26 protein-coding genes are annotated in these 26355 nt (G+C 59.3%); 15 read left to right on the top strand and 11 right to left on the bottom strand.

From position 1 onward, the window contains the following. Positions 1-58: 58 nt before the first annotated feature. Positions 59-361: a putative quinol monooxygenase gene (locus tag IEX44_RS14620; protein WP_188695381.1), complete on the top strand. Its 303-nt coding sequence runs from the start codon at positions 59-61 to the stop codon at positions 359-361. A gap of 16 nt (positions 362-377) precedes the next feature. Here IEX44_RS14620 and IEX44_RS14615 read toward each other — a convergent pair whose 3' ends face one another. After that, complete coding sequence (locus tag IEX44_RS14615) at positions 378-1424, bottom strand: putative signal transducing protein (RefSeq protein WP_188695379.1); 1047 nt, start codon at positions 1422-1424, stop codon at positions 378-380. 188 nt (positions 1425-1612) lie between these two features. Between IEX44_RS14615 and hemP the strand changes: the two genes are divergently transcribed. The 8 genes from hemP to IEX44_RS14575 all read left to right on the top strand — a co-directional run bounded on the left by hemP (position 1613) and on the right by IEX44_RS14575 (position 10259). Continuing rightward, the gene (gene hemP, locus IEX44_RS14610; RefSeq protein ID WP_188695376.1) at positions 1613-1783 is read left to right on the top strand and encodes a hemin uptake protein HemP; all 171 of its coding nucleotides are present in this window, start codon (positions 1613-1615) and stop codon (positions 1781-1783) included. A gap of 182 nt (positions 1784-1965) precedes the next feature. Next, the gene (locus IEX44_RS14605; protein ID WP_188695374.1) at positions 1966-4194 is read left to right on the top strand and encodes a TonB-dependent hemoglobin/transferrin/lactoferrin family receptor; all 2229 of its coding nucleotides are present in this window, start codon (positions 1966-1968) and stop codon (positions 4192-4194) included. Between the two features lie 123 nt (positions 4195-4317). Continuing rightward, positions 4318-5373 carry a hemin-degrading factor gene (locus IEX44_RS14600; protein WP_188695371.1) on the top strand — a complete coding sequence of 352 codons (1056 nt, stop codon included), beginning with the start codon at positions 4318-4320 and terminating at the stop codon, positions 5371-5373. A gap of 15 nt (positions 5374-5388) precedes the next feature. After that, entirely contained in the window at positions 5389-6219 is an 831-nt protein-coding gene (locus tag IEX44_RS14595) for a heme/hemin ABC transporter substrate-binding protein (protein ID WP_188695368.1), read from the top strand. Next, positions 6216-7250, top strand: coding sequence for a FecCD family ABC transporter permease (locus IEX44_RS14590; protein ID WP_229679178.1), 1035 nt, complete (start codon positions 6216-6218; stop codon positions 7248-7250). Before IEX44_RS14595 ends, IEX44_RS14590 begins: the two co-directional genes overlap by 4 nt. Continuing rightward, positions 7250-8035, top strand: a complete 786-nt coding sequence (locus IEX44_RS14585) for a heme ABC transporter ATP-binding protein (RefSeq protein WP_188695365.1) — start codon at positions 7250-7252, stop codon at positions 8033-8035. The genes IEX44_RS14590 and IEX44_RS14585 overlap by 1 nt, the downstream gene beginning before the upstream one ends. Positions 8036-8128: 93 nt before the next feature. Next, entirely contained in the window at positions 8129-9454 is a 1326-nt protein-coding gene (locus IEX44_RS21395) for a methyl-accepting chemotaxis protein (protein WP_188695359.1), read from the top strand. A 244-nt stretch (positions 9455-9698) separates the two neighbouring features. Continuing rightward, on the top strand, positions 9699-10259 hold the full coding sequence (locus IEX44_RS14575) for a DUF4142 domain-containing protein (RefSeq protein WP_188695356.1): 561 nt from the start codon (positions 9699-9701) through the stop codon (positions 10257-10259). Between the two features lie 44 nt (positions 10260-10303). Here IEX44_RS14575 and IEX44_RS14570 read toward each other — a convergent pair whose 3' ends face one another. Together IEX44_RS14570 and IEX44_RS14565 are read right to left on the bottom strand one after the other, a co-directional pair. Beyond that, the gene (locus IEX44_RS14570; protein WP_188695354.1) at positions 10304-10471 is read right to left on the bottom strand and encodes a hypothetical protein; all 168 of its coding nucleotides are present in this window, start codon (positions 10469-10471) and stop codon (positions 10304-10306) included. Positions 10472-10576: 105 nt separating this feature from the next. Next, on the bottom strand, positions 10577-11482 hold the full coding sequence (locus IEX44_RS14565) for a DMT family transporter (RefSeq protein WP_188695351.1): 906 nt from the start codon (positions 11480-11482) through the stop codon (positions 10577-10579). 88 nt (positions 11483-11570) lie between these two features. Here IEX44_RS14565 and IEX44_RS14560 point away from each other — a divergent pair, with 88 nt between their 5' ends. After that, on the top strand, positions 11571-12356 hold the full coding sequence (locus IEX44_RS14560) for an AraC family transcriptional regulator (protein ID WP_229679176.1): 786 nt from the start codon (positions 11571-11573) through the stop codon (positions 12354-12356). Between the two features lie 120 nt (positions 12357-12476). Here the strand turns inward: IEX44_RS14560 and IEX44_RS14555 are convergent, their stop codons facing one another. Further along, positions 12477-13610, bottom strand: a complete 1134-nt coding sequence (locus IEX44_RS14555) for an ABC transporter substrate-binding protein (protein ID WP_188695348.1) — start codon at positions 13608-13610, stop codon at positions 12477-12479. A 499-nt stretch (positions 13611-14109) separates the two neighbouring features. Between IEX44_RS14555 and IEX44_RS14550 the strand changes: the two genes are divergently transcribed. After that, positions 14110-16104 carry a peptidase U32 family protein gene (locus IEX44_RS14550; protein WP_188695345.1) on the top strand — a complete coding sequence of 665 codons (1995 nt, stop codon included), beginning with the start codon at positions 14110-14112 and terminating at the stop codon, positions 16102-16104. 77 nt (positions 16105-16181) lie between these two features. Here IEX44_RS14550 and IEX44_RS14545 read toward each other — a convergent pair whose 3' ends face one another. Both IEX44_RS14545 and ypfH read right to left on the bottom strand, forming a co-directional pair. Then, complete coding sequence (locus IEX44_RS14545) at positions 16182-17213, bottom strand: hypothetical protein (protein WP_188695342.1); 1032 nt, start codon at positions 17211-17213, stop codon at positions 16182-16184. 155 nt (positions 17214-17368) lie between these two features. Next, positions 17369-18007: an esterase gene (ypfH, locus tag IEX44_RS14540; protein ID WP_188695337.1), complete on the bottom strand. Its 639-nt coding sequence runs from the start codon at positions 18005-18007 to the stop codon at positions 17369-17371. A 121-nt stretch (positions 18008-18128) separates the two neighbouring features. Here ypfH and IEX44_RS14535 point away from each other — a divergent pair, with 121 nt between their 5' ends. Together IEX44_RS14535 and IEX44_RS14530 are read left to right on the top strand one after the other, a co-directional pair. Then, complete coding sequence (locus tag IEX44_RS14535; protein WP_188695334.1) at positions 18129-18581, top strand: MarR family winged helix-turn-helix transcriptional regulator; 453 nt, start codon at positions 18129-18131, stop codon at positions 18579-18581. Between the two features lie 93 nt (positions 18582-18674). Next, positions 18675-19913: an MFS transporter gene (locus IEX44_RS14530; RefSeq protein WP_188695331.1), complete on the top strand. Its 1239-nt coding sequence runs from the start codon at positions 18675-18677 to the stop codon at positions 19911-19913. Between the two features lie 53 nt (positions 19914-19966). On the opposite strand, the gene IEX44_RS14525 is transcribed toward IEX44_RS14530, so the two are convergent. The 5 genes from IEX44_RS14525 to IEX44_RS14505 all read right to left on the bottom strand — a co-directional run bounded on the left by IEX44_RS14525 (position 19967) and on the right by IEX44_RS14505 (position 24882). After that, positions 19967-20836, bottom strand: a complete 870-nt coding sequence (locus IEX44_RS14525; protein ID WP_188695328.1) for a transporter substrate-binding domain-containing protein — start codon at positions 20834-20836, stop codon at positions 19967-19969. A 228-nt stretch (positions 20837-21064) separates the two neighbouring features. Continuing rightward, positions 21065-21895 (bottom strand): S-formylglutathione hydrolase, encoded by an 831-nt coding sequence (fghA, locus tag IEX44_RS14520; RefSeq protein ID WP_188695326.1) that lies wholly within the window; start codon positions 21893-21895, stop codon positions 21065-21067. Positions 21896-21907: 12 nt separating this feature from the next. Then, positions 21908-23017 (bottom strand): S-(hydroxymethyl)glutathione dehydrogenase/class III alcohol dehydrogenase, encoded by a 1110-nt coding sequence (locus tag IEX44_RS14515; RefSeq protein ID WP_188695323.1) that lies wholly within the window; start codon positions 23015-23017, stop codon positions 21908-21910. 210 nt (positions 23018-23227) lie between these two features. Next, positions 23228-23848: an MlaC/ttg2D family ABC transporter substrate-binding protein gene (locus tag IEX44_RS14510; protein ID WP_229679173.1), complete on the bottom strand. Its 621-nt coding sequence runs from the start codon at positions 23846-23848 to the stop codon at positions 23228-23230. A gap of 143 nt (positions 23849-23991) precedes the next feature. After that, positions 23992-24882 carry a LysR family transcriptional regulator gene (locus tag IEX44_RS14505; RefSeq protein ID WP_188695320.1) on the bottom strand — a complete coding sequence of 297 codons (891 nt, stop codon included), beginning with the start codon at positions 24880-24882 and terminating at the stop codon, positions 23992-23994. A gap of 130 nt (positions 24883-25012) precedes the next feature. Between IEX44_RS14505 and IEX44_RS14500 the strand changes: the two genes are divergently transcribed. Next, the gene (locus IEX44_RS14500; protein WP_188695317.1) at positions 25013-25624 is read left to right on the top strand and encodes a LysE family translocator; all 612 of its coding nucleotides are present in this window, start codon (positions 25013-25015) and stop codon (positions 25622-25624) included. Positions 25625-25711: 87 nt separating this feature from the next. Continuing rightward, positions 25712-26296, top strand: coding sequence for a TetR/AcrR family transcriptional regulator (locus tag IEX44_RS14495; protein WP_188695314.1), 585 nt, complete (start codon positions 25712-25714; stop codon positions 26294-26296). Positions 26297-26355 lie beyond the last annotated feature (59 nt).

Genomic DNA, 26355 nt, shown 5'->3' with positions numbered 1-26355 from the left:
CGCGTCTGTTTTCTAGAATGGGACTTCCGTTCATCAAACCCGGTACGGGAGTCCCGCCATGGTTGATCTTGCGATTTACGCCGAACTGAAAGCCAAACCCGGCAAAGCTGCAGAAGTAGAAGCATTTCTGAAAAGCGCCTTGCCGCTGGCCAACCAGGAAGCCGGCACGACCGTCTGGTTTGCTTTGAAGCTGGCGCCGGATATTTACGGCATCTTTGATGCATTCCCCGATGAAGATGCCCGCACCGCGCACCTGCAGGGCCCCATTGCTGCGGCGCTGATGGCCAACGCCAGCGAGCTGCTGGATGGGCCACCGGCCATTCACAAGGTGGATATCCTGGCGGCCAAGTTGAACCGCTAACGCCCCGCTATCGCGCTCAGTACGCTGGGCAGTCGTGCCAGGTGAGTCGTGTCTCACCCAATGGCGTGCCATCGGCAGCCACGAAGCGGCTTTCCAGCGTCATCCCTTGTTGCAGCAATGGGGCCAGTGCCAGATCTTTGCAGCTTTGCCAGACCGAACTCTGGTGCGCCTGTGCCAGAAACTCCGGGGTGATATAAACGCCGGATACCTTGACCACTTCGACCAGCGTGGTGCCTTCCGTTGCGAATCTGAGTTGCTGAAAGTTCTCGTTGCGCTGGAACACGCCCTCGCTATTGAGATGCGCAGCAAAGTCCGCCACTTTGTCTTGCAGTGGCACGCCCCATTGCAGCATCAATGTCACGCCGGCCCAGAAGCCAACGGACACCAGTACGCCCAGCCAGCCGGCCAGCCACAACGGTCTGCGCGGATAAGACCAGGGCAGAACCAGCAGCGATTGGGCGCGCCCCTGCCGCCAGTACCAGATCAGGGTCAATGGGGTGAACACGAGCGTGCCGACCGCTGCCAGCGCGTGAATATCGTGCACATACCCCACAAAATAGATCGTCATGGCGCCCATCAGAACCAGGGAACCGACGAGCCAGACCAGCGCCTGACGGGTACGCCGCAGGTCGCCAAGCCGCCGCCAGTTCTGGTAATGCAGCAGCATGGGTAGCCACGATCCGGCCAGCAAACACAGCAACGCAGCGCCATCCGGGCTCCACAGCGCTGGCATGGGGTTAGCCGGGGGCATGGGAGGCGGCGCATCAGCGGGGGCGTCGGCGTCTATCAACTCGCCGGCCGCCATGCTGGCGAGTAACGCCTGAGCTTCCTCAACCCGATCCGCAGGGACTTCCAGCTTCATGCCGCCGGCCGCAATGGACATCAACCCGTCTGCCTGAACGAAATTCACGTCTCGCAGCCGCACTGGAATGCCGTGGCTTTCCAGTAAACCGCGCACGGTGGCGGCCTCTGGCAGCAGGTCATATCGGCGCAAGGTCACGAGCGTGGCCGGATCAGGCGGATGACAATTGATAATGCGGTTGGGTTCAGTCCCTGCTGTCATGAGTGCGCAATCCGGGCGTGAAGACACGGCATGATAAACGCATGTGAACACGCCGTGGCTCCGTATCAAGTTGCAGGTGCGCATCTGCACAGATCACGGTCAGGGACTGGATCACCTGGCGACATTCAGACACATATTCTCGCCATGCCATCTTGTTAATGAGAATAATTATCGTTTACCATTGCGAAATGGATCGACGACAACGCCCTATTGCCAGCATCAACACAACCACCAGCATCCCGCAGGTGGTCGATAGCCGCACGCTCTTGCAGCCCGGCCAATCCGTGGTGATCAAGCACAACGGCGTGCACTACACCTTGCGTGAGACACGCCAGGGCAAGTTGATCCTGACCAAGTAACCACTGGTCCACACAACAATCACAACCAACCGCGCATGCCAGCCGGACCCGCGCCTGCGTCTGCCCCACAGACGCCCCCGGGCAGCCAGCCGCGCCGGGCTTTGTGCCGCTTGACCGGCGCACATTAGCCCCGAATCTGTCCGGCCCGCTCATCCGGCAGGTTCCACTTCCAAGGAACTGGCATGAACCGCACCCAGCACACGCTTGCGCTGAGCCTGATGGCCTGCGCGCTGCACTCTGCTTTTGCCGCAGATGCGCCTTCGCAATCGACGACAACCACCACCAAACCGGCCGCCGCCACGGCCAGTGGCACCGCCGCGCTGTCACAAGTGGTCGTCACCGCCACACGCACAGAAAAAACCATTGATGAGCTGCCGCCGTCCGTTACCACAACCGATCGCAGCACACTCGATGACGACTTTATCCGCGACTTCACCGATCTGGGCGACCGCGCAGAACCCGGCGTCACCATGACGCGCCAACCCCGTTATGGCGGCACCAATATCAATATCCGTGGCCTTGAGGGCAACCGCATTCTGATGCTGGTCGATGGCATCCGCCTGCCCGACACCTTCAGCTTCTCTGGTCGCGACACCTACATTGGCCAGGACATGGTGGACTTCGGCTCGCTGGCAGCCATCGATATCGTGCGCGGGCCAGGCTCCACGCTCTATGGCTCATCCGCGCTGGGCGGGATTGTCGGCCTGCGCACGCTAGACCCGTCTGACCTTTTGAAAGGCGGCAAAAAGCTGGGCGGCCGGGTTGATGCCGATTACGACAGCGCCGATACCAGCTATGGCGCACGCGCCTCTGTGGCTGGTGAAATGGCTGAAGGCACGTTCTGGCTGGCTCAGGTCGGCGGCCGTAAAGGCAATGAACTGGAAAACAAGGGTGACAACGGCAGCACCGGCGCCAACCGCACCGAGCCCGATCCGCAAAACACCGAAAGTCGTAACGCACTGGGCAAGTTGCAGCATTACTTTGAGGGCGGCCACAAACTGGGTGTGACTGGCGAATACCGCAACACCACCACCGACACCAATCTGCTCAGCGACATTAGCAGTTCAGTTAAATCGAGCCGTGCGACGGATGAACAAACCCGCAAGCGCCTCTCGCTCGATTACGACTACACCGCGCCTGATAACAACCAGTGGATCGATGCCGCCACCGCCCGCGTGTACTGGCAAACACTGGAAAGCGATCAGCACCGTTATCAAGTCCGCACCACGGCAGCGGATTACCAGCGTGATGGCCAGTACTACGAAAACATGAAGGGCACCAACGGCCAGCTGGTGAAAAAGTTTGATGGGGCGATCAGCCAGGAATGGGTGGTCGGCGGTGAATGGTGGCAAACCCGCACCACCGAGTTTGCTGCAGGCAAGCCGGCTTCAAGCACCATCAACGTTCGCACTGTACCAATCACCAATGTCACGCAGTACGGGCTGTTTGCGCAGAACGAAATCGGCTTTGACGGCGGCCGCTTCAGCCTGACGCCGGGTATCCGCTACGACAACTATCGCCAGGACCCGGAAGTCGACAGCATTCTGGCCGCGCAGATTGCCGCTGGCACAGCCGTTGCACCCAAAGACCAGAGCGACAGCAAGTTCTCGCCCAAGCTCCTGGCGACCTGGAAAGCCATGGACAACCTGACCGTCTTCGGCCAGTACGCCCAGGGATTCCGTGCCCCCAGTGTGGTTGAAGTCAATGGCGAGTTTACCAACGCGGCCTTCGGTTATACCTTGGTGCCTAACCCCAACCTGAAGCCTGAAACCAGTTCGGGTTATGAGTTCGGCGCTCGTTTTGGCACCGATCATTTGGGTGGCACCGCCACGGTGTACGACAACCGTTACCGCAACTTCATTGAACAAGTCACCTTGCAACAAGGTGATGCGGGCTGGATCGCGGGTTACCCGGCAGGCGTGTTCCAGAACATCAATATTGATCGTGCGCGCATCTACGGTGCCGAAGCCACCGGCCACTGGCAGTTTCTGCCCAACTGGCACAGCAACGTCTCGCTGGCCTACGCCGTGGGCGTGAATGAAACCGAGCATACCTGGCTCGATTCGGTCGCCCCGCTCAAAGCCATCGTCAGTGCCGGCTACGCGCTCGAGCAATGGGGCGTCGATGGCACGGTCACCGCTGCCACCGCCAAACGTCATGTTTCCACCAATACCTTGTTCGAAGCACCGGGTTACGGCGTGGTCGATTTCACGGGCTGGTACAAGCCGGTGAAAGACCTGCGCCTGTCTGCCGGCGTGTTCAACCTGTTCGATCACAAGTACTGGAACAGCCAGGACATGCAGTCGAGCAATGGCGGCCCAGGCACGTTGCTGCAAGCCAATAACGCCGCGATTGATCGTTATACCCAGCCAGGCCGCAACTTCCGGGTTGCCGCCAGCTACTTGTTCTGAGGTGTGTCAGAGCACGCCTTATCCACGCAGCAGTCGCGACAGCAAGCACTGCTTTTTCCGGCCTGGCCACGCCCGTATGGGTGGTCAGGCGGTTTTTTCTGTTTCATTGAGAAGAGGACCGACATGAGCCACGCTCTGTTTTCATCTTTCGCCGATTTCGCTACCGATCTGCAACAACACCACGCAAAGCTGATTGCCGCCGAACCCAAACTGCGCGTTCGTGAACGGGCCAATCGCCTTGGCGTGAGCGAAGCTGCGCTGGTCGCAGCCGACTGCGGCGTTACCTCCCACGAACTCTCTGGCACACCGCAAGAACTATTCCGCCAGTTGGGTACGCTGGGTGAGGTGATGGCCTTGAGCCGCAACGACTGGTGCGTGCACGAGCGCCACGGCCGCTATGAAGATATCCACGCTGATGGCCCGGTGGGGATGGTGTTGGGGCCGGATATTGATCTGCGCATGTTCTTTAGCCAGTGGCGTTTTGCCTACGCCGTGACTGAAAGCGGCCGCGACAGCATCCAGTTCTTTGATGCCGAAGGCATTGCGGTCCACAAGGTCTATCGCACCGACATGACCGATCTGGCGGCCTGGCAAACATTGGTCGCCGCCTTTGCGCGCCCGGCCAAAACCCTCCCCCATTTTGAAGTCATCAACGCCGCCGACGAATCCCCCCGTGCCAGCGACCCCGCAGCCCTGCGCGCCGCCTGGCTGGCGCTGGATGACACCCACGCGTTCTTCCCCATGCTGCGCAAGTTCAAGGTGTCACGCCTTGGTGCCCTGCATGCCGCAGGCCCTGATCTGGCGCAACGCGTCGCCATTGATGCCACCCAGGCACTCTTGCAACGCGCGTCCGAAACGGGGTTGTCGATCATGTGTTTTGTCGGCAACCGCGGCATGGTGCAGATCCACACAGGCCCGGTACACAAACTGGTAGAAACAGGCCCGTGGTTCAACGTGCTGGACCCGCGCTTCAACCTGCATTTGCTGACCAGCGCCATCGACAGCACCTGGGTGGTCAACAAGCCTACGCGTGATGGTTGGGTGACCTCGCTGGAGGTCTACAACGCGACAGGTGACCTGATCGTGCAGTTCTTTGGCGAACGCAAGCCAGGCAAGCCAGAACTGCCGGCCTGGCGCGAACTGCTGGTCAATCTGTGCCAGGAACCCCTGGCTGCCTGATTCGGGATCACGACCATGAAACAACTTTTCTGCGCCCTGTGGTTGGGTTTGATGACCACGCTGGCGCACGCCGCCGACCTGCCCAAACGGGTGGTGAGCCTGGGCGGCCCGCTGACTGAAGTCATCTACGCGCTCAACGCAGGGGATCGGCTGGTCGGGGTCGATGCCTCCAGCCTGTACCCTGCTGCAGCGACCAAATTGCCGCAGGTGGGGTATTACCGGGCGTTCTCGGTCGAGGGCGTCGCCGCGCTCAATCCGGATCTGATCCTGGCCACCGACCAGGCCGGGCCACCGGCTGCACTCAAGCAATTGCAAAGTCTGGGCAAGCGCGTGATCGTGCTGCCTGGCGATGCAACGCTCGATGCACTGGAGCAACGTGTACACGGCGTCGCACAGGCACTGGGCCTGAAAGACGATGGCGGCAAGATGGTGGCGCAAATCCGCCAGCAGATCGCCCCGTTACAAGGCAAAGCAGGCGGGCTGAAAACGCTGCTGGTCATGAACCGGACTGGCAAGCTGGAGGGTGCCGGCACCGACACAACGGCCGATGCCATGCTGCAACTGGCCGGCGCGAAAAACGTGCTGGCCGCACAGAAAGGCTACAAGCCATTGTCTGCCGAAGCAGCGTTACTGCTGGCGCCGCAAGCCATTGTCACCACCACCATGTCCATTACCGCCTCAGGTGGGCTGGAAGCCTTCCTCGCTCTACCCGGCGTGGCCGGCACACCGGCTGCCAAAGCGCATCGAGTGGTGGTGATGGATGACCTCTTGCTGCTCGGCTTTGGCCCGCGCTTGCCGGAAAGCCTGCGCACGCTGCTAGCGGGTTTGCAGGCGCCCGCGTCATGAGCCGCAGCGCCTCGCTCGCCAGCGCGCCAGCCCGTGATATGAGTGTGAACAAAGCATTATGGGTACTCCTTGCACTCTGTGCGGCGCTGATTGTGCTGGTACTGGTATCCAGCAGTCAGGGCGCTGTGCGTATTCCGGTGACTGAAATTCCCGATCTGCTGTTTGGCGATCTCTTGTCAGATGAAGAAGCACTCTGGCGCAACGTGCTCATGGAAGTCCGGCTACCGCGTGTGTTGTTGGCTGTCATTGCCGGGGCCGGGCTAACCGTCACCGGCACGGTGATGCAGGCCCTCTTCCGGAACCCGTTGGCAGAGCCTGGCTTGATCGGGATTTCATCCGGCGGTGCGCTTGGCGCCGTCGCGGCCATTGTGCTGGGTGCGCCCACGCTGTTCTGGCTGGCTCCGGCCGCGTTTGCCGGTAGCCTGGTCGCTACCGCGGTGTGCTATGCGTTGGGGCGGCGACATCCGGGCATGAGCAGCCTGTTGCTGGCGGGCGTCGCCATCAATGTCATCTGCGGCAGCCTGATTGGCTTGTTTACCTATATGGCCAATGACGCCCAGTTACGCAGCCTGACCTTCTGGAATATGGGCAGTCTGGCTGGCGCCACCTGGCAGCAACTGGCGTTTCTGGCACCGTGGACCCTCATCCTGTGCTTGCTGTTGCTGCGTGAATGGCGCGGCCTGAATGCGCTTTTGCTGGGCGAACGCGAGGCACGCCACCTGGGTTTTGCCATTGAACGCCTACGCCGCCGCCTCGTCGTGCTGGTTGCGCTGATCGTTGGACCGCTGGTGGCGGCGACAGGCGTCATCGGCTTTGTCGGGCTGGTCGTACCGCATCTGGTGCGTTTGTCGCTGGGGGCGGATCACCGCTGGTTGCTGCCCAACACGGTGGTTGCCGGCGCCATTGCGCTGTCTTTGGCGGACTGGCTGGCCCGCATGGTCGTCATCCCCGCCGAGTTGCCCATTGGCATGGTCACCAGTCTGATTGGTGGTCCGTTCTTTTTGTGGATGCTGACCCGGAAAATGCGCTAATGCTGATCGCAGAAAACCTGTCTTGTGGTCGCCACGGCAAAACCGTGCTGGATGGCGTATCGCTGCAACTGAAACCCGGTGAAGTGCTGGGAGTGTTGGGTGCCAACGGGGCCGGCAAATCGACCTTGCTGGCGACACTGGCTGGCGAATTGCCGCCGCTGGCCGGGTCGGTAACGCTCAATGCCGTACCATTAACGATGCAATCAGCCCAACAGCAAGCGCGTTGCCGGGCCGTGCTGCCACAGACACCTTCACTGGCGTTTGAATTGGGCGTGCGCGCCGTAGTAGCAACAGGTGCATACCCGTTTCCGGAACTCTCTCCTGCTGCGCTGGATACGCTACTTGACCGGGCGCTTAATCTGGCCGATGCAGCTGCCTTCACCACACGTCGTTACACCGGGTTATCTGGCGGCGAACAACAGCGGGTGCAGTTTGCGCGCGTGCTGACGCAAGCGCTGGCGCAGCGCACCTCCGGAGAGTATCGCGCGCTATTGCTGGATGAACCAACCGCCAGCCTCGACCCGCGCCACCAGTTGTTACTGCTGCAAACGGTGGCACGCCTGGCGCATGAGGAGCAACTGGCCGTGCTGGTGATCCTGCATGACGTGAACCTGGCCGCCTGGTGGTGTGACCGTTTGCTACTGCTGGCCAACGGTACGGTGGCCGCACTGGGCACGCCGCAAAACGTGCTGACCCCACCCCACTTGCGTATGGTTTATCAGATAAACGCTACCGTCATGCCGCACCCGAATGCCCCGGAGCGACAGTTAGTGTGCTTTGGCTAAAGGCATCGCAGAACATGACAATGCGCTGGGCTCTCCCCGTGTGCTATAGCACTTAAGCAGGGCCACTCCGGTCCATCCTCGGCGAGAGCGCACATGTTCAATAACAAGGCATTGAAAGAAGAACTGGAAGCGATGAAAGAAGAGTTGCTCAGTGTTGAACAGGTGCGACAAAGTCTGAGCGACGAAATGCTGGCCGTGTTTCTCGACCCGCAAGGGCGGATCGAAATGGCCAATACCATGTTCCAGACCGAGATGGGTTACCGGGAATCCGATCTGAAGGGCCGGCCGCTGCTGGAACTGGTGCCGGATGAATTGCGCACGACCGAGTTCTACACCCGTCTTGCCGATGCACTTAATCGCAGAGAACATTTCAGTGGTGCGGTGCGTTTGCGCCGGGCGCAGGGCGATGAGGCCTGGTTGCGTGTGATCCTGCAGCCGATTTTCACCGGCAAGCAGCAATTGCAACGATTCTCGATCTACGCCAATGATCTGACTCGTACCATTGAGTCTTCCTGCGAGCACGAAAACCTGATCAAGGCGCTGCAGCGTTCAACCGCCGTGATCGAGTTTAATCTGGATGGGATTGTGCTCGCCGCCAACGACCATTTTTTGCGCCCCATGGGTTACACCCTCGATCAGATCCAGGGCAAGCATCACCGCATATTTTGTGAACCGGAAGAATACAACTCGGCAGAGTACAAACGCTTCTGGGACACCTTGCGTCAGGGCGAATACGTCACCGGCCGCTTTAAACGGGTCGATGCCCACGGTAATGTCGTCTGGCTGGAAGCCTCTTACAACCCGATCAGCAACGCACAGGGCAAACTCTACAAGGTGGTGAAATTTGCCACCGTGATCACCGAGCAGGTCACGCGTGAGCACGCGGTGGCTGAAGCCGCCACGATTGCTTTTCAGACCTCTCAACAAACCGATGAAGTCTCCAAACGCGGTGCAGGTGTGGTGAAAGAAACGGTGGATGTGATGCGTGATCTGGCCGAGCAAATGCGCGATGCAGCAGACCGTATCGAAGCACTAAGCAAACAATCACAGGTGATCGGCACCATCGTTGCCAGTATCACGGACATTGCTGCACAAACCAATCTGCTGGCCTTGAACGCGGCTATTGAAGCGGCCCGCGCGGGTGAACAGGGACGTGGTTTTGCAGTGGTCGCCGACGAGGTACGCAAGCTGGCCTCACGCACCACCGAAGCCACGCAAGAGATCGTTGGTGTTGTCCAGAAAAACCAGGCCCTGGCCGAACATGCGGTCCAGGTGATTGATGCCGGCAAACAACAGGCTGAACGGGGTCTGCAACTGGCTGGTGAGGCTGGCAATGTGATCATCGATATCCAGGACGGTGCACAACGGGTAGTCAGCGCAGTCGGGCGCTTTTCCAGCCAGTTGCAGGTTGCAGGATAACGGTCTGCCCATCACACAAAAAACGGCGCGCCAGTGCCGTTTTTTTTTATGCCTCGTAGGCCCACGCCGACGGCATAACACGTCCTGGCCCGGCGTCAGGTCGGCCAGTCTCTGACAGGGCTCAATGGCTAAACGGCGCACCATGAAGTTGTCGCCAGGGCACCGCATCTGCCTCCATACCGAGCCTGCAAGCCGGTTATTGACTCCATCACCCTGCGGTGCCGCGAAGCAACTGGAGAAAATCATGATCGATACCCGCGAAGCACTGTTTTGCATGGGTCTACTGATGTCTACCACTGCGACCGCCGCCGAAATCAGTCCGGATGAGGGCGACGGCGCCGAAAAACCGCGCGCTGCCAACGCGCCCTCCCGGCGATCCATCCCCGATGCCGGGTTTGTAAAGGAAGCCAGCAGAGCCAAAGAGGAAGACATTGCCGCCGCCAGACTGGCCTTGCAGCACACCCGGACACCCGCCGTGCAGCGCTTTGCCCGGCACGTTATTCGCGAGCAGTCTGCTGCGGGTCATCAACTTGAGATTATTGCGCCCCCGAGTATCGACAGAGCAGCCCGCACCCAAGCCAGTCAGGAAGATGACCTCGCGTCACTGCACGGACTGCGTGGCAAAGCCTTCGACAAGGCCTACATCCACATGCAAGTGGCCGCGAATGAACAGGCAGTCCAACTCTTTCAGACCGAAGCCCGATCCGGGCAAGACCCGGATCTCAAAACTTTTGCCGCGCGCACACTACCCATGCTCCAGCAGCATTTGCAAAGCGCACGCCAACTGGCAGATGAACTGGCTTGATGCTCAGTGCGGCCTGGGCGTGCCAGCCAGCGGTGCACGCCCGGTTAAGGCTGCACCACCTTATGCCCGTGCTGGACGGGTGGTGGTGTCTGCTTGTGCGGTAAATGGTGATAGTGATCAATTGCAATCGCGTTCTGGCGCAATTGTTGTTGTACCTGCAAACGCGGTTCGAGCGGGCTGTGGGCATCTTTGCCGTCTGGATCGTGCCTCATGATGGGTACTCCGGTAGAACATGCTTTCACCGTATACCTCTCCTCACCAGCAGCCTGTCAGTGCTCTGGCAATCCAGCGTACGGACGGTACCCACAGCCAGAAGGTCACGCGGTAGCAGAGTATCTGGCAGCAAACGGTTTTTGCCAGCACTGCGCCAGGATCACGCCGGCCAGCGCGACACTCCCACCCGCAAGATGATAGGCATGCACGGCTTCACCAAACCAGCCTGCGGCGATCACCGCCGTCACCACTGGCAACAAGTTCATGAAGATGGCGCAACGATTGGGTCCCAGCAGCTTCACTCCTTGCATCCAGAAAAACGGCAACACCACGCTGGCCAGCACGCCCGCATAAGCAATCAGCGGCAAGCTGGCACGGTTGGGCAAGGCTGCGTCGGGCGGCAAGCGCAATACCACGATCAGCATGAATGCCATGGCGCAGACCGCCTGAATGTAGGTGGATTGCCAGGACGGCAATCCGGTCTGCCAACGCCGCAATAGCACGCCATAAAGTGCATAAGACAATGCGGCCGCCAGCATCAGCAGGTCACCGGTGTGCACCCCGCCAGACACCAGCAGAAGCGGATGACCCGCAGTGATCAGATAAACCAGTCCGCCAAACGACATCAGCCCGCCTGCCAGCATGCCCAGTGTTGGTGATTCGCCCAGCAGCAAGACCGACCACAGCATGGTCAAGAGCGGCACCAGCGCAGTCATGATCGCCATATTGGTCGCCGTAGTGGTGTGGGCCGCCTGATAAGACAAACACTGGAACAACGCCATGGCGAGGAAACCCAACAAGGCGAGTTTGGGCCAGTGCGCCTTGATCGCGGCCCGATTGCGCCAGGCCCCACGGAGCACAAATGTACTCATCACCAGCACAGCCAGCACCAGCCGCCAGAAGGTGATGGCAAAAGGGTCGATGGTATGGGCCGATAACCGCGACACCATGACATTGCCTGCCCATAACAAGATGGCAAACAGTGGAAACAAAGATGGAAATGCGGACATGGCGATCAGCCCTGTTGAGATAGAGCCCTGATCGTGCAACCACTCAACCAGGCCGTCTCACGCTAAACTGGCAATAACTATCGCAAAAATGCCAGACATGATCGCCACCCCTTCACCCGATGTGCATATCCATCATGAAGACACGCCCATGCCGGTAGCCGTGCTCGCTGCGGATTACCCGAACGGGGCATTTGTCGCGCCACACCGGCATCGTCGCGCACAGCTTTTGTATGCGGTGGAAGGCGTCATGCTGATTGAGGCCGCGAACGGGCGTTGGGTTGTGCCACCTACTCGCGGTGTCTGGCTGGATGCCGGCCTGGAACATACCGTACGTATGAGCGGCCATGTGCGTATGCGCACGGTGTTTGTCGAACCCGGCACCGTCGCGCACTTGCCCCAGGGCAGTTGCGTGGTGGACGTCCAGCCTTTGCTGCGTGAGCTGATTCTGGCGGCGGTCGCAATCCCGTTCGATTACGCACCAGGCAGCCGTGACGAGATGGTGATGCAACTGCTGCTGGCTGAACTGGCCGCCATTGAACGTCTCCCCCTGTACTTGCCCTGGCCGGAGGACGAACGACTGCGCCGCCTGTGCGATGCCATTCTCCACGCGCCGCATGAAGAACATGCCACAGCAGGCTGGGCCACAACACTGGGCATGGCCCCCCGGACACTGCACCGGTCATTCCAGCGTGAGACCGGCATGACTCCTGGCCGTTGGCGTCAGCATGCGCGTTTATTGCTGGCACTGGAACGGCTGGCGCATGGCGAGAAAATTGTCACGGTAGCGCTAGACCACGGCTACACCAGCCAAAGTGCCTTCACCGCCATGTTCAAGCGCCATTTTGGCGTCGCGCCGTCCGCCTTCTATGGCTGAGCCAATAAAACCCCGACGCCCCGGTGAAAACCTTTGAAGAGACGGGTTGCCCGATCCTTCACACCATGAAAACGGCGCCCCGCAGGGCGCCGTGTTTGCATGCCGGACACGTAGCAATGCTTAGCTGTGGACGTGGCCGTCTTTGTCGATCACGGTCAAGTCAACAAAGCTGGAACCTTCATGGTTGCCGGAAGTGAACTTCACGCGGAACCCGCCCAGATCGTAGTCACGCAGATCTTCCAGCGAAGAAATCAGCTTTTCACGCGTGAGGGCTTTGCCAGAACGCTTCAGGCCTTCCACCAGCACGCGAGCGCCGATATAACCTTCCAGACTTGGGTAATCGACATTTTCAATGCCGCTGGCTTTCAGCGCCTTCACGTAGTCAATGGTGACCGGCTTGATCGGGTTGTACGGCGAAGGCATGACTTGCGACACGATCACGCCAGAGCCGTCGTTCTTCAACGCAGTAATGAGGGCCTCGGTACCGACAAACGACACGTTATAGAACGGGCCAATAAAGTTCTGGGCGCGTGAGGCCGTGATGAACGCGGCACTGGAGGTATATGCCGTGACCATGAACACCGCGCTGGCCGGTTTCTTCACAACCAGTTCTTCCACCGCCTTCTTCACGTCGGCGCTGTTACGCTGCACGGTGGCAGTGGCGTTGATCTTGATCCCGTTCTTGGCGGCGGCTTCTTGCATGGCCTTCAGACCGGCTTGACCGTAGGCATCGTTCTGATAGAACACGTTGATGCTTTGCATGCCCATCTTTTTCATGGAGCCTGCAATTTCTTCAGCTTCATCGCGGTAGCTGGCGCGGATGTTGAACACGTTGCGGTTCACCGGGCTGCGCAAGCCTTCTGCGCCAGTAAACGGCGCGACGAACGGAATGCCACTCTGGTTCACCAGCGGCAGCGCGGCGTTGGAGGTCGGGGTACCGACGTAACCAAACAGGGCAAATACGCCTTGATCCTTGATCAGCTTTTGCGTGTTGGCCGCAGTGCGATCCGGCTCATAGCCATCATCCAGCGAGACCAGCTTGATCTTGCGGCCGTTCACGCCACCGTGCTGATTGACCCAGTCGAAATACGCTTTGGCGCCACGGTTTACGCCCTTGCCCAGTTCTGCGGCAGGGCCGGAGAGTGCGGCAGATTGGCCGATCACGATTTCATTGTCGGTCACGCCGGTTTCAGCGTGCGCCAACACGGCGGCAAAAGACAGGGCGGCCAGAAGGCCCATACGCAACGACTTCATTGTGTCTCCAGTGGGGTCGTGTAGTTGGTGTTAACGATAACAAATGCCTCAGAGCCACCGGTCACATGAGTAGACGGGTTGGTCTGAGGAGGTGCAACAGTGGGTCCGCGCCATACAGGCACAGCCAGAAATAAAAGGATGTTCAAGCAGATTACGCAGGCACTTGTGCCAGCGCAGAGACCGAACAGGCAGTGCCGGAAGGCCAGGCCCTCCTTCACCACGACAATCTGACCCGCCGGTTGACCGGTATGCCATGAGGCATATCGCAACGCCGGGTGTTCTGTTTTGTATGCCGTTGTAATATATCAGAATTTGCTAAAACGTGCTCATCTACACGTAGTCCATTCAGCGCCGCCAGGCGGATTGAACCTTTGATCCTGGCAACAAAAAAGCCAGATCAGTGTGGCGCCGTCCGGCACCTGGCTCTTTACGCAAGAGCGCGGCAAGGCTTTGATTCTGTTATAGTTCGCAGCCTTGTTTGCCATGCCCGGATACACCCATGAGTCTCTTGTCGCACCAACTGGAACTTCTCTCCCCCGCCAAAACGGTTGAAATTGGCCGGGAAGCGATCCTGCATGGCGCAGACGCGGTGTATATCGGCGGGCCATCGTTTGGTGCGCGCCATAACGCCAGCAATACGATCAGCGAAATCGCAGGGCTGGTGGAATTTGCCCACCGCTTCCACAGCCGCATTTTCGTCACGCTCAATACCATCTTGCATGATGCCGAACTGGAACCGGCTCGCCAGCTGATTCACCAGCTCTATGATGCCGGCGTGGATGCACTGATCGTGCAAGACATGGGCCTTGCAGAGCTGGATCTGCCGCCGATCCAGCTGCATGCCTCAACACAATGCGATATCCGCACACCAGAAAAAGCACGGTTCCTGGCAGATAGCGGGTTCTCACAAGTGGTGCTGGCCCGTGAACTGACGCTGGAAAAAATCCGTGCAGTGCGTGATGCGCTGCCGACCGATACCACCGTCGAGTTCTTTATTCATGGTGCGTTGTGTGTCGCGTATTCCGGCCAGTGCTTTATCAGCCACGCCGATACCGGTCGCAGCGCCAACCGCGGCGATTGCTCCCAGGCCTGTCGTTTGCCCTATACGCTGACAGATAACACAGGCGGCGTGGTGGCGTTCGACAAGCATCTGTTGTCGATGAAAGACAACGACCAGAGTGCCAATCTGGAAGCGTTGATTGATGCCGGTGTGCGCTCCTTCAAGATTGAAGGCCGTTACAAGGACATGGGCTACGTGAAGAACATCACCGCCCATTACCGTATGTTGCTGGATGAAATTCTCTCCCGTCGTCCGGAACTGGCCCGCGCCGCCAGCGGCCGTACGGACATCTTCTTTACGCCAGACGTGGACAAGAATTTCCACCGCGGCCACACCGACTATTTTGTGAATGGCCGCCTTGAAGATATTGGCGCGTTTGATTCGCCCAAGTATGTCGGCGTAGAAATCGGCACCGTCACCCGTCTGGGAAAGACCTGGTTCGAGATCGACACGGCAGCATCACTGGCCAATGGCGATGGTCTGAACTTCATGAAAAAACGTGAGGTGATCGGCCTGCAAGCCAACGTGGTTGAACGCATGGGCACCGGCGAACGCGGCGAGATCTGGCGCGTGCACCCCAACGAATACATGAGCGAACTGGAAGGCCTCAAACCTGGCCTGACCATCAACCGCAACCGCGATCACGACTGGGAACAAGCGCTGACGCGCAAGTCCGCTGAGCGCAAGATCGACGCGTGGCTCAAACTGACCGATCACACCGACGGCCTGATGCTGACCATCACTGATGAAGACGGTTGCAGCGCCAGCGTGCACGCCCCGCTGGATCTGCAAGTGGCCCAGAACGTCGAAAAAGCCCAGTCGACCTTGCGTGAAAACCTGGCCAAGCTGGGCAACACCATCTTCAACCCGGTCGATGTCAGCATTGCCACCCGTGACACCTGGTTTGTGCCCGCCGGGGCGATCAACGCACTGCGCCGTGATGCCGTCGCTGCACTGGAAACCGCCCGCATTGCGGCCTGGCAGCGTCCGGAGCGCAAGCCAGAAGTACTGCCGCCAGTGGCGTATCCAGAGACATCCCTCTCTTATCTGGCCAACGTTTACAACGATGCTGCCCGCGCCTTCTACACCCGTCACGGCGTGCAACTGATCGCTGCTGCGTACGAAGCGCACGAAGAACCGGGCGAAGTGTCGCTCATGATCACCAAGCACTGCCTGCGGTTCTCTTACAACCTGTGTCCCAAACAGGCCAAGGGCGTGAAGGGCGTACAAGGCCAGGTTCGCGCCGAACCCATGACCCTGAAGACCGGCAACGAGACTTATACCCTGCGCTTTGACTGCAAACCCTGTGAGATGCATGTGGTCGGCAAGATGAAGAGTCACATCTTCAAAGAACCACCGCCCTCTTCCGTGCCGTTGCAAACCATCCAGTTCCACAAGAGTGCGCCGGCGGGTATTGGTGGTCGCAAAGTGTAACGGACGCGTTTGGTCCGACCATGAAAAAACCCGGCAGCCTGCGCTGACCGGGTTTTTTCATGGCGAGCAGTGATGTGTTACTCCGCCGTACTGCTGGTTCCAGCTTTGGCTTGTGTCGGCGGGAAGGCTTTGGCTTCTTCTTTTTGATCAACATAGTGACCGGTGTAGCGGGCGACGATGGTTTCTGTCGGCACACCCTTCATGCAATCAGCCATCACTTTGTTGCCAATCGGGAAGGTCTGGTGATGCACACTGCCGCTGGCGTGCACCACGATCTGCACGGCGGGCAATCCGGCTTCTTGTGCCTTCTGGATAAAGTATTGCTGCGAATCAAAGGGCACATCGCCATCAAGCTTGTCACTAGTAGCGAACAGCCGGAATCCTGGCATGGGCCGCGCGCGAGGCAACTGATCAACCGGGTCCCACACTTCTGACGTGCCGATGCCCGTGATATCTGCGGTCCAGCCCTTTTCCTGAATGCGGTATTTCACCGCCGTCACGCCGGATGAGGCCACGCCGCACAATACGTCCTGCCGCTCTGAAATCAGCGCACCGACGAGCCCGCCCCCTCCAGACTGGCCGATGATGCCCAGTTGCTGGATCTGGTATTTGCGTTTGATCTGGTCCAGCGCCGCGTTGACCACCAGGGTTTCATAGTGGGTTCGGCGCACTCGCTGGCTGCCGCTGCTGCCATCCGTACCCGGCCGGCCCAATATCAGGTACGGCAAACCGGCACGTTGCTGTTCGCGCTCTGCAGCACGCGTCAGCACACGGGGTGAGCTTTTTTCGTACTGTGCTTCTGCCATCTGTTTGCCATCCAGCCGATCGCCTTCCATAAACACAATCGCGCGATCAATCGGCGCACCGGCGGCAAAGGCAGAGGACGGAAAATACACCACGCATTCGTGGTAGGCGCCCACATCCACCCAGACCGCATTGACTGTACGTGCGCACTGATCCGCTGTCGCGGTCGAGCCCGACATGATTTCACTGCTGGAAAAATGATCGTCCATGCCATAGGTTTTGACGACCGGGGCGGCGCAGCCACCCAGCAAAGTCGCTACCAACGCCAGACAACTCACTGCTGCAATCCGGTACTGCTTGCTCATTTCTTGTTCTCTTTTGTTCTGGTTGTAAATGGACAACGAAACTCAGCCACACACCTGCGCATACAACAACGCCCGCACAAGGCGGGCGGTAGACAACGAGTAGCCTGCGGCATTCTGACAAGCCTGCGCGAACTTTTGTTTACAAGTGTTGCGTCTCAGTGCGGGTCTGCCGCAATCAACTGCGCCAGACGCTGAACCACACGGCCATCCAGTCCGTGCCCCAGATTGGGGAAGAGATCGCAAGTCACGTTGCCACCCAGCGCTTGCAACTGTTGGTAGGCATCCATGGCATTTTGTGCGGCGATGACCTGATCGTTCTGCCCATGCAGCAAGTGGAATGCAATCTGGGCCGGTGCCACGGAGGGCGGTGCTCCGAAACGGCCGGCGAGTGACACCACACGTTTTGCCAAAGGTGGGGACTGCTGCGTGGACTCTAACGCCATGATCGCGCCTTGCGAGAACCCGGCCAGCGTTGTGGCAACCGGGTGCACACCCGTTTGCTGTTGCCAGTGGCGGACAACCTCGACAAACCGTGGCATGGCAGCAGCGATGCGTGCGGGCCGTGAAGCTTCGGTAACGCCTTGCACGGAGAACCACTGCCAGCCCTGGCCAAAGTCGGACGGATCAGGCGAACGCACACTCACGATCCACGCTTTGGGCAATACCGGCGCCAGCGCCTCGCCCAATGGCACCAGGTCTTCCGGCCGGGAGCCAACACCATGAAAAAACAACCAGAGTTCGCGGTCGGGGGCAGCTACATCGGCCGGTTGCTGAATGATCAAGGCGTCTTGCATGGCGGGTTTCCTGATTAAAAAGCGCAGATAGCGCCATTGTCATCCGGCCCAGGCTTGAGCACCACCTGCAATTTGGCAGTAAAACTTGGTAGTTTACCTTCGTATATGCTAATTTGTGAGCATGAACTCATATTCACCCGACGCCGAACAGGCCCAGGCTGCCGCATTAGCCAGCAACACGCGTTCGCTAATGGGCAAATTGCGTCGTCAGCTGCGAGAGCACTCCAACCACGCCACCCTGACGCAGTCGCAGATCAATGTCGTGCTGCATCTGGAGAAATCCGGGCCGGCCACAGTGTCTGAACTGGCCCGGGCCGAGCACATGCGTTCGCAATCCATGAGTCCTATCGTGGCCAGCCTGATCAAGGTCGGGTTTGTCACTGGCACGCCCGATGAGGTCGATGGCCGCAAAACCTTGCTGGCTTTGACGGATGCGGGATTGGGCTGGTTGCAAACGGGCCGCAGTGCTCGGCAAGACTGGCTAAGTCATCGCATTGAAGAGCGCCTGAGTGATGCTGAACGCGCGGCCTTTGCCAGCGCGCTTGATCTGCTGACCCGGCTGGTTGAGGACTGACCCGGCCACCTTGTCACAGATCTGTTGAAAACCTGGAATACCGATGTCTCCCACGACTGTGTTGTTGTTTCTCCTATCCGCAAAGGCCCACGCATGAAAACCCGCGTCGGCCTGTTTCGGGCCATGAACAGTTTCAACTTCAAGTTGTGGACGGTGGGCTCGCTGGTGTCCAACGTAGGCACCTGGATGCAGCGCACTGCGCAAGACTGGCTGGTGCTCACCCAACTGACGCACCATGATGCTTCCGCCGTTGGCACGGTCATGGCCTTGCAGTTTGGCCCCCAACTGTTGCTGATGCCCTGGACAGGCGCAGCGGCGGACTACTTCAACCAGCGCAAGCTCTTGCTGGTCACCCAGGCCATCATGGGCGTACTGGCTCTGGCGTTGGGTTTGATGACAGTGCTGGGCGTGGTGCAGTTGTGGCAGGTCTACGTGTTTGCCTTTCTGTTCGGTTGCGCCTCTGCGTTTGATGCGCCTGTCCGGCAAATTTTTGTGACCGAGCTCGTCGGTGACAAAGACTTGCCCAATGCCGTGGCGTTGAACTCGACGTCGTTCAATGCCGCCCGGATGATCGGGCCGGGCGTAGCGGGCCTGGTGATCGCCGCCGTGGGAACGGGCTGGGCCTTCCTGATCAACGGGCTATCGTTCATTGCCGTGCTGGTCTCGTTACTGATGCTGCGCGTGTCAGAACTACACCCCAATGCGCGTGCAACCAGCACGCGGGGCGGAATCATGGTGGGCCTGCGTTATACCTGGGCAAGACCAGACCTGCGCGCGACGCTGATCATGCTGTTCCTGATTGGCACTTTCGGGCTCAACTTCCCGATCTTTATTTCGACCATGGCGGTCGGCGCCTTTCATGCCGATGCCAAGGCCTTCGGGCTGTTGTCATCGATCATGGCCGTCGGCACGGTAGCAGGTGCCTTGCTCGCGGCGGGCAGAGAAAAACCCGAATTCAGTACGTTGCTGACCGGTGCCGCCGTATTCGGGCTGGGCTGTGCCCTGGCCGCCATTGCGCCTGACTACTGGTTGTTTGCCGCAGCGCTGGTCGTGATCGGCATTGCGGCGCTGACCTTCACCAACACCACCAACAGCCTGATGCAACTGGCCACCGAGCCCGCCATGCGCGGCCGGGTGATGGCATTACGGCTGGGCGTGGCCGTGGGGAGTACGCCCATTGGTGCGCCTATTGTCGGTTGGGTTGCCAACGTCTACGGTCCGCGCTGGGCCATGGCGGTTGGGGCTGCATCCGGCTTTGCTGCCGCGCTGGTAGCACTGGCCGCGCGCAAGAACATCAGTGAATCTGCTGTGGCCGAGACTGCGGCCACGTAAATGAAAAACGGCGCCCACGGCGCCGTTTTTGGTATCGCCCATGCCAGAATGGATCAGCAACTGGCAGCTTCAAGCACGCTGCATTCTCGCCCTTTGGCCGGGTTGCGCATGGCTTCGCGCGTCATCAGATTAATGTCGGCGCCCATCTGGTCGCTATAGCCCTTGAGCAGCGCCAGCGACTCGTTGGGCTTGGCGAAGATCTTGCGCAAACCAGCATCGATCAGTTGACCAAAATCAGCGTCGCCCTTGCGCGTCATGATGGCAAAAGGCTCGACAGAGATCGGCGCGCCATAGACAAAGCGGTCATCCGGCAAACCGGCCTTGCGGATGGCGCTCTGGCTCAGGATTTCCCCATCTACATAAGCATGTGCCTTCCCCTGGCTCACGGCGGCAATGCCATGCGCGGCATCCGGCACCGGCAGGACTTTAACGCCACTGGCCACGCGGGCAATCAGGGCGGCTTGCGATGATCCCGTTTGCACGGCCAGTGTTTTGCCGGAAATCGTCGATAGTGACTGTGCGCCACTGCTCTTCAGGCTTACGAGGCGGGACTCGGTGATATAGGTCACGAGCGAGAAATCCGCTTGCTGCAAACGCGCCCGTGTCACGGTGGTCGAGCCGCACTCCATATCGATCTTGCCGCTGGCCAGTAAATCAAAACGGTTCTGCGCCGTGACCGGCACATACTGGATACGCAGGTTCTTGTTGTGGACCGCAGGTCCGATTTGCTCCGTGACGATCTTTTCACACAACGAGACCATAAAGCCCGTGGGTTTTTCATTGTCTGACCAAGACAGGGGCATGGATGATTGCCGATACCCGATGCGCACTTCACCATTGCTGGCGATCTGATCCAGCGTGCCGGCCACGGCAGGCAGCGCAAGGGCCGCGATAACAACGAACAAAGAAGATTTGAGTGGCATATGCATTTCCTGGCAGCTGTATCCTCAATCACGGCCATTACGATCAATGACATCAAGCTGCGTATAAATTGATAATTTGAGAGCCTCCGATGTTGGCCTCACGCCACTACTGCTCCTTTGCTGTGCATCAACAAGCCATGGGCAGATGTGGGTGGGTCCGCCAGGCGGCGGACAAATAAAAACGGCCGGCATCCGCAGATGTCGGCCGTTTTGTGTTCTGGCAGTGCCTCAGGCGTGGAGCGCCCTGGCGTGCCAGTCCACGTGTTCACCTATAAAACTGGCAATGAAGTAATAGCTGTGATCGTAATCAGGCCGCAGATTCAGCTGCAGCGGGTGGCCCACCGCATCGCACGCGGTTTGTAGCAACGTTGGCCGGAGCTGTTTTTCCAGAAATTCATCACCCAGCCCCTGCTCCACCAAAAGCGGCAAGCGCTCCGTGGCGTGGGCAATCAGCGCCGTGGCATCCCAAGCTTGCCAGTCTGCCTGGTCCGGCCCCAGATAGGCGTTGAATGCCTTTTCTCCCCACGGCACCTGGCTGGGGGCCACGATGGGAGAAAAGGCCGATACGCTGCGATAGCGCCCCGGATTACGCAGTGCCAGAACCAGTGCGCCGTGCCCGCCCATGGAGTGCCCGCTGAGGGCACGGGCCTGGCTAACCGGGAAGCGGGCCTCGATCAACGCGGGCAGCTCGGTGACCACATAGTCATACATACGGTAGTGGTTTGCCCACGGTGCCTGGGTGGCGTTGAGGTAAAACCCGGCGCCTTTGCCCAGATCGTATGCCGCATCATCGGCCACATCATCACCACGCGGGCTGGTATCCGGCGCGACAATGGCAATGCCGTGTTCTGCCGCATAACGCTGCGCGCCTGCCTTGGTGATGAAGTTCTGTTCCGTGCAAGTCAGCCCGGACAACCAGTACAACACCGGTACCGGGCCATGCTCTGCCTGCGGCGGCAGATAAATGGCGAAGTTCATGGCACAACCCAACGTCACGGACTGATGCCGATACACGTCTTGCCAGCCGCCCGCGCAGGCGCGATGTTCAATGCGTTCCATTGTTCACCTTGATCAGTAATGAACAACAGAGCGGATCGATTTGCCTTCGTGCATGAGATCAAACGCCTCGTTGATCTTGTCCAGCGGCATGGTGTGCGTCACAAACGGGGCGAGTTCGATCTTGCCCTGCATGGCCTCTTCCACCATACCCGGCAGCTGGCTACGGCCCTTCACCCCGCCAAACGCCGTGCCTTTCCAGGAGCGGCCAGTCACCAGCTGGAACGGGCGAGTCGAGATCTCTTGCCCTGCGCCAGCCACGCCGATCACCACCGACTGGCCCCAGCCACGATGCGCGCATTCCAGTGCAGCACGCATGACGTTCACATTGCCGATGCACTCAAACGTGTGATCAACACCCCAGGTCGTCATCTCGACAATGACTTGCTGAATGGGTTTGTCGTAATCCTTGGGGTTGATGCAATCCGTCGCGCCAAACTGTTTGGCCAGCGTGAACTTGGAAGGGTTGGTATCGATCGCGAAAATCCGGCCAGCCTTGGCCTGACGTGCCCCCTGAATAACTGCCAGACCAATACCGCCCAGCCCGAACACGGCCACGCTGTCACCTTCTTGCACCTTGGCAGTGTTATGCACCGCGCCAATACCCGTGGTCACACCACAACCCAGCAGACACACTTGTTCCGGGTTGGCATCCGGGTTGATTTTGGCCAGCGAGACCTCGGCCACAACGGTGTACTCAGAGAACGTCGAGCAGCCCATGTAGTGATAAACCGGCTTGCCCTCGTACGAGAACCGCGAGGTGCCATCAGGCATCACGCCCTTGCCTTGGGTCGCACGCACCGACACACACAAGTTGGTTTTGCCCGACTTGCAGAACAAACATTCGCCACATTCTGCGGTATACAGGGGAATGACGTGATCGCCCGGCTTGACACTGGTCACACCCTCGCCCACTTCAACCACCACGCCCGCGCCTTCATGGCCCAGCACGACCGGGAAAAGGCCTTCCGGATCATCGCCCGACAAGGTAAAGGCATCGGTATGACACACGCCGGTATGGGTGATTTTGACCAGCACTTCGCCTTTTTGCGGCGGCGCGACGTCAATTTCAACAATTTCCAGTGGCTTGCCTGGGGCAAAGGCGACGGCGGCACGTGATTTCATGATGATCCTCTTGCGGTGGGGCCGGCTCGGACGAGCAGGTGTGAATGAGACATGCAATGCCCGGACGGGCATGCAAGATGACTGGTCCAATAGAGCGCGCAGTATAGCCGTGACAAGGCAAGCTGCGAAACCCGCAGCGCTGGCTTGTCACGCTTTGAATGCGCGCCGATTCACCCGTTGTAGCTCATCTGCCTGCAGATGAGCAGCGGTTTACTTTGCCGGGCTGCGGCCTGCGGCTTTGGCATTGCTGGCGGCCAGTTGGCGGATCAGGCCATCCACCCCGTCCTTCTGGATCACCGAGCCAAACTGGTTGCGGTGACTGTTGATAAAGCTGATGCCCTCAACCGAGATGTCGTACACCTTCCAGCCAGCAGCGGTGTTCTCAAAATCCAGATCAAGTGCAATGGCTTGCTGTCCAGGCTGATTCACCACGCTGTGCACGGTTTGTTCATCCGCCGAATCCCCTGGGCGAGCGCCTTTGACATCCACTTGCGCGCCCTTGTGATTACTGAGCACCGCCACCCAGGTTCTGACCAGCATGGCTCTGAATTCGGTGGTCAGCGCCTGTTGCTGTTCCGGTGTGGCCGATCGCCAGTACTTGCCGACAGCCAGCGCAGTCATGCGGCCAAAATCAGCCAGCGGCACCAGTCGTGCGTCAGCCAGTGTTTGCTGTCTGGCTGGATCCTGGGTGTTGGCGTTGATGATCTCCAGCACGTCTTTGCTAACGCCCCGCACAATCTCCTGGGGTGAGGTCGGGTCGGCCTGGACGGCCAAAGCAAAAACAGGCAGCAATAATAGTGCAGCTGCAAACCAAACCTTGATACGAGTCATCAGTCGATCCCCGACGTTAAGTCACTGGCTACAGGCCAGACCGGCACCATGCCAGCCAGCCGAACAGCAACAGTGCATGAACCGCATTACCATCAGATGACCCAGCACAGGCAAGAGCCCGTCGCGCGACAAACACCTCATCATCAAGGTAATGACGCCAGGGCCACAACGGCATCAACCAGCGCATTGGGCCGCGCCTCACACCAGAGCATCACCGTATCAGCCAGCGTCATCTGCCCTTGCAATGGCCGCACCACCACGCGTTCTGGCGCCACCTGCGCCATGGCCAGCGGGACCAGTGCCACCCCTTGCCCGCACCCCACGAACGCCACCTGCGAGGTCAATGCACGGACCTCATGCAAGATGCGCGGCGAGAACCCGTTGGCCTGGCAGCAGGCGATCAGTGCATCAAAGTACGCCGGGTTCAACTGCCGCGAGAACATGACGAAGTCTTCATCGGCCAGCGCCGGTAAAGCTACCGTGTCTTGCGCTGCCAACGGATGCGATCGGTGCAGCGCCACGCCCAGCGGCTCTTCATTCAGCGGCAACACGCGGATTCCTTTGCCGGACTGGCCCTCATGCCGCACGAAGGCCAGATCAATATCACCAGTCTGCAAAGCATCCACGGCCTCGCCACTATCGATTTCCTTGATGGCAACGGTCACACGCGGGTGCGTGGTTTTCAGCTTTTCCAGCAATGGCGGCAAGACATCCAGCATGGCGACCGTAATCGCGCCAATGGTCAACACACCCGTCTGTCCATTGCGCACCTCTGTCACCGTGCGCTCCAGTTGTTCCATCTGTGCGGCAAATTTGCGTACTGCCGGCAAGATCGCCAGGCCTTCTGGCGTCAGTTTCGCGCCGCGGCGGGAGCGCTCGAACAACTTGATCTTGAGCGCGTGTTCAAGGGTCTGGATGTGTTCTGTCAGCGGCGGTTGCGTCATGCCCAGACGCCTGGCCGCACGGCCAAAGTGTTCTTCTTCAGCAACCGCAAGAAACAACCACAAGTGGCGCATCAATCTGAAATTGATCATTTTTGATTGGTTTTCCGTATCACAGATATCTTTATATTCGATTTTACGGAATAAAACGGTTCATCAACAATTTGCCCTGCCACGGCGACAGGGCATACCGGATGCCTCCGGCCAGTGGCGGGAGCCTGCCTTGAACCAATATCCGTTGTTTGTACTCATGGCCGTTATCACGCTGTTGAGCCCTGGTCCGGGTGTACTCAAATCGGTGACGAATTCGCTCAACTACGGCTTGCGCCGCGCCATGATCGGGGTGGCCGGGCTGGCAACCGGCGTGTTTTGCGTCGCAGCACTGTGTGCCACCAGCCTGGGCGCGCTGCTGGCGGCTTCTCCAGCCATGTTCTGGCTGGTGCGCATCGCAGGCGCTGCGTATCTGGTTTACCTCGGGATCAAACTCTGGCGAGCCGCCGGCCTGGCCGTCAACCGCGAATCCGGACAGATGAAGTCTCACCGGGCCCTGTTTGTGGAAGGCTGGCTGCTGCAGTTTTCCAACCCCAACGGCATTTTCTTTTTTTTGTCGGTCCTGCCGCAGTTCATTGATCATCACAGCCGCTATCTGCCCCAGTTAACCTTGCTGGTACTGACATTCTGTGGCCTGCTGATACTGGTCCACAGTGGTTACGCGGGCTTTGCCGGGCAGTTACAGCGTTGGGCGGGACAAGGACGCAGCGGTCAATGGCTCAATCGGCTGGGTGGACTGGTGTTCATCTTGTTCGGGGTACTTTTGCTGAAACCCATGTTCTGACCACGCGTGGTACCGGTGTGCTCATCATGGATCGGTTCATCATCATTCTTTATTGACAGATAATTCCATAACATCTAGCCTTGAACCATGGTGAGACCTAGAGAATTTGATCGGGATGAAGCGCTGGACCGCGCAATGCGTGTGTTCTGGGCCAAAGGCTATGCCGCCACGTCGACGGAAGATTTGCTCGGCGCGATGGGTATTGGCCGGCAAAGCCTGTACAACGCGTTCGGCGACAAGCGCACGCTGTACCTGGAAGCGCTGGAGCACTATCAGCAAGAAAGCACCTCGGCCCATCTGGCACGGCTGAATGCGCCTGCGTCTGCGCTGGAGGGGCTTGCGGCTTTGTTGATCGGGCTGATTGAAGAGGATGACGCCGAACGAGCCCTGGGCTGCATGGGCGTTGGTGCCACCTGCGAATTTGGCGCAACCGATCCGGAACTCGTCAAGCTGCGTAGCAAGGCTGGCCCGCTATTAACCCGACGGGTAGCAGAGCGCGTGGCAGAGGGTCAGGCCCGTGGCGAGATCGACCCCACACTCAATGCTGAAGAAGCGGCCGGTTTTATTCTGATGTCCATGGAGGGGCTACAATTGAGCGCCCGTGCCGGCGGTGAGGCAGAAGCTTTGCGCACGCTGGCCCGCTTTGCCATAGGCCGGATCAAGGCACACTAAACCGCGCTGACAGATCATGCCGGGCACCAGGCCGGCATATTTTTTTACTTTGTTATTGA

Source organism: Silvimonas amylolytica, assembly GCF_014645555.1.
In the GTDB taxonomy this organism is placed as follows: Bacteria; Pseudomonadota; Gammaproteobacteria; order Burkholderiales; family Chitinibacteraceae; genus Silvimonas; species Silvimonas amylolytica.
The sequence above is the reverse complement of the archived record's forward strand: the minus strand, read 5'-3'. Positions and strand labels throughout refer to the sequence as shown.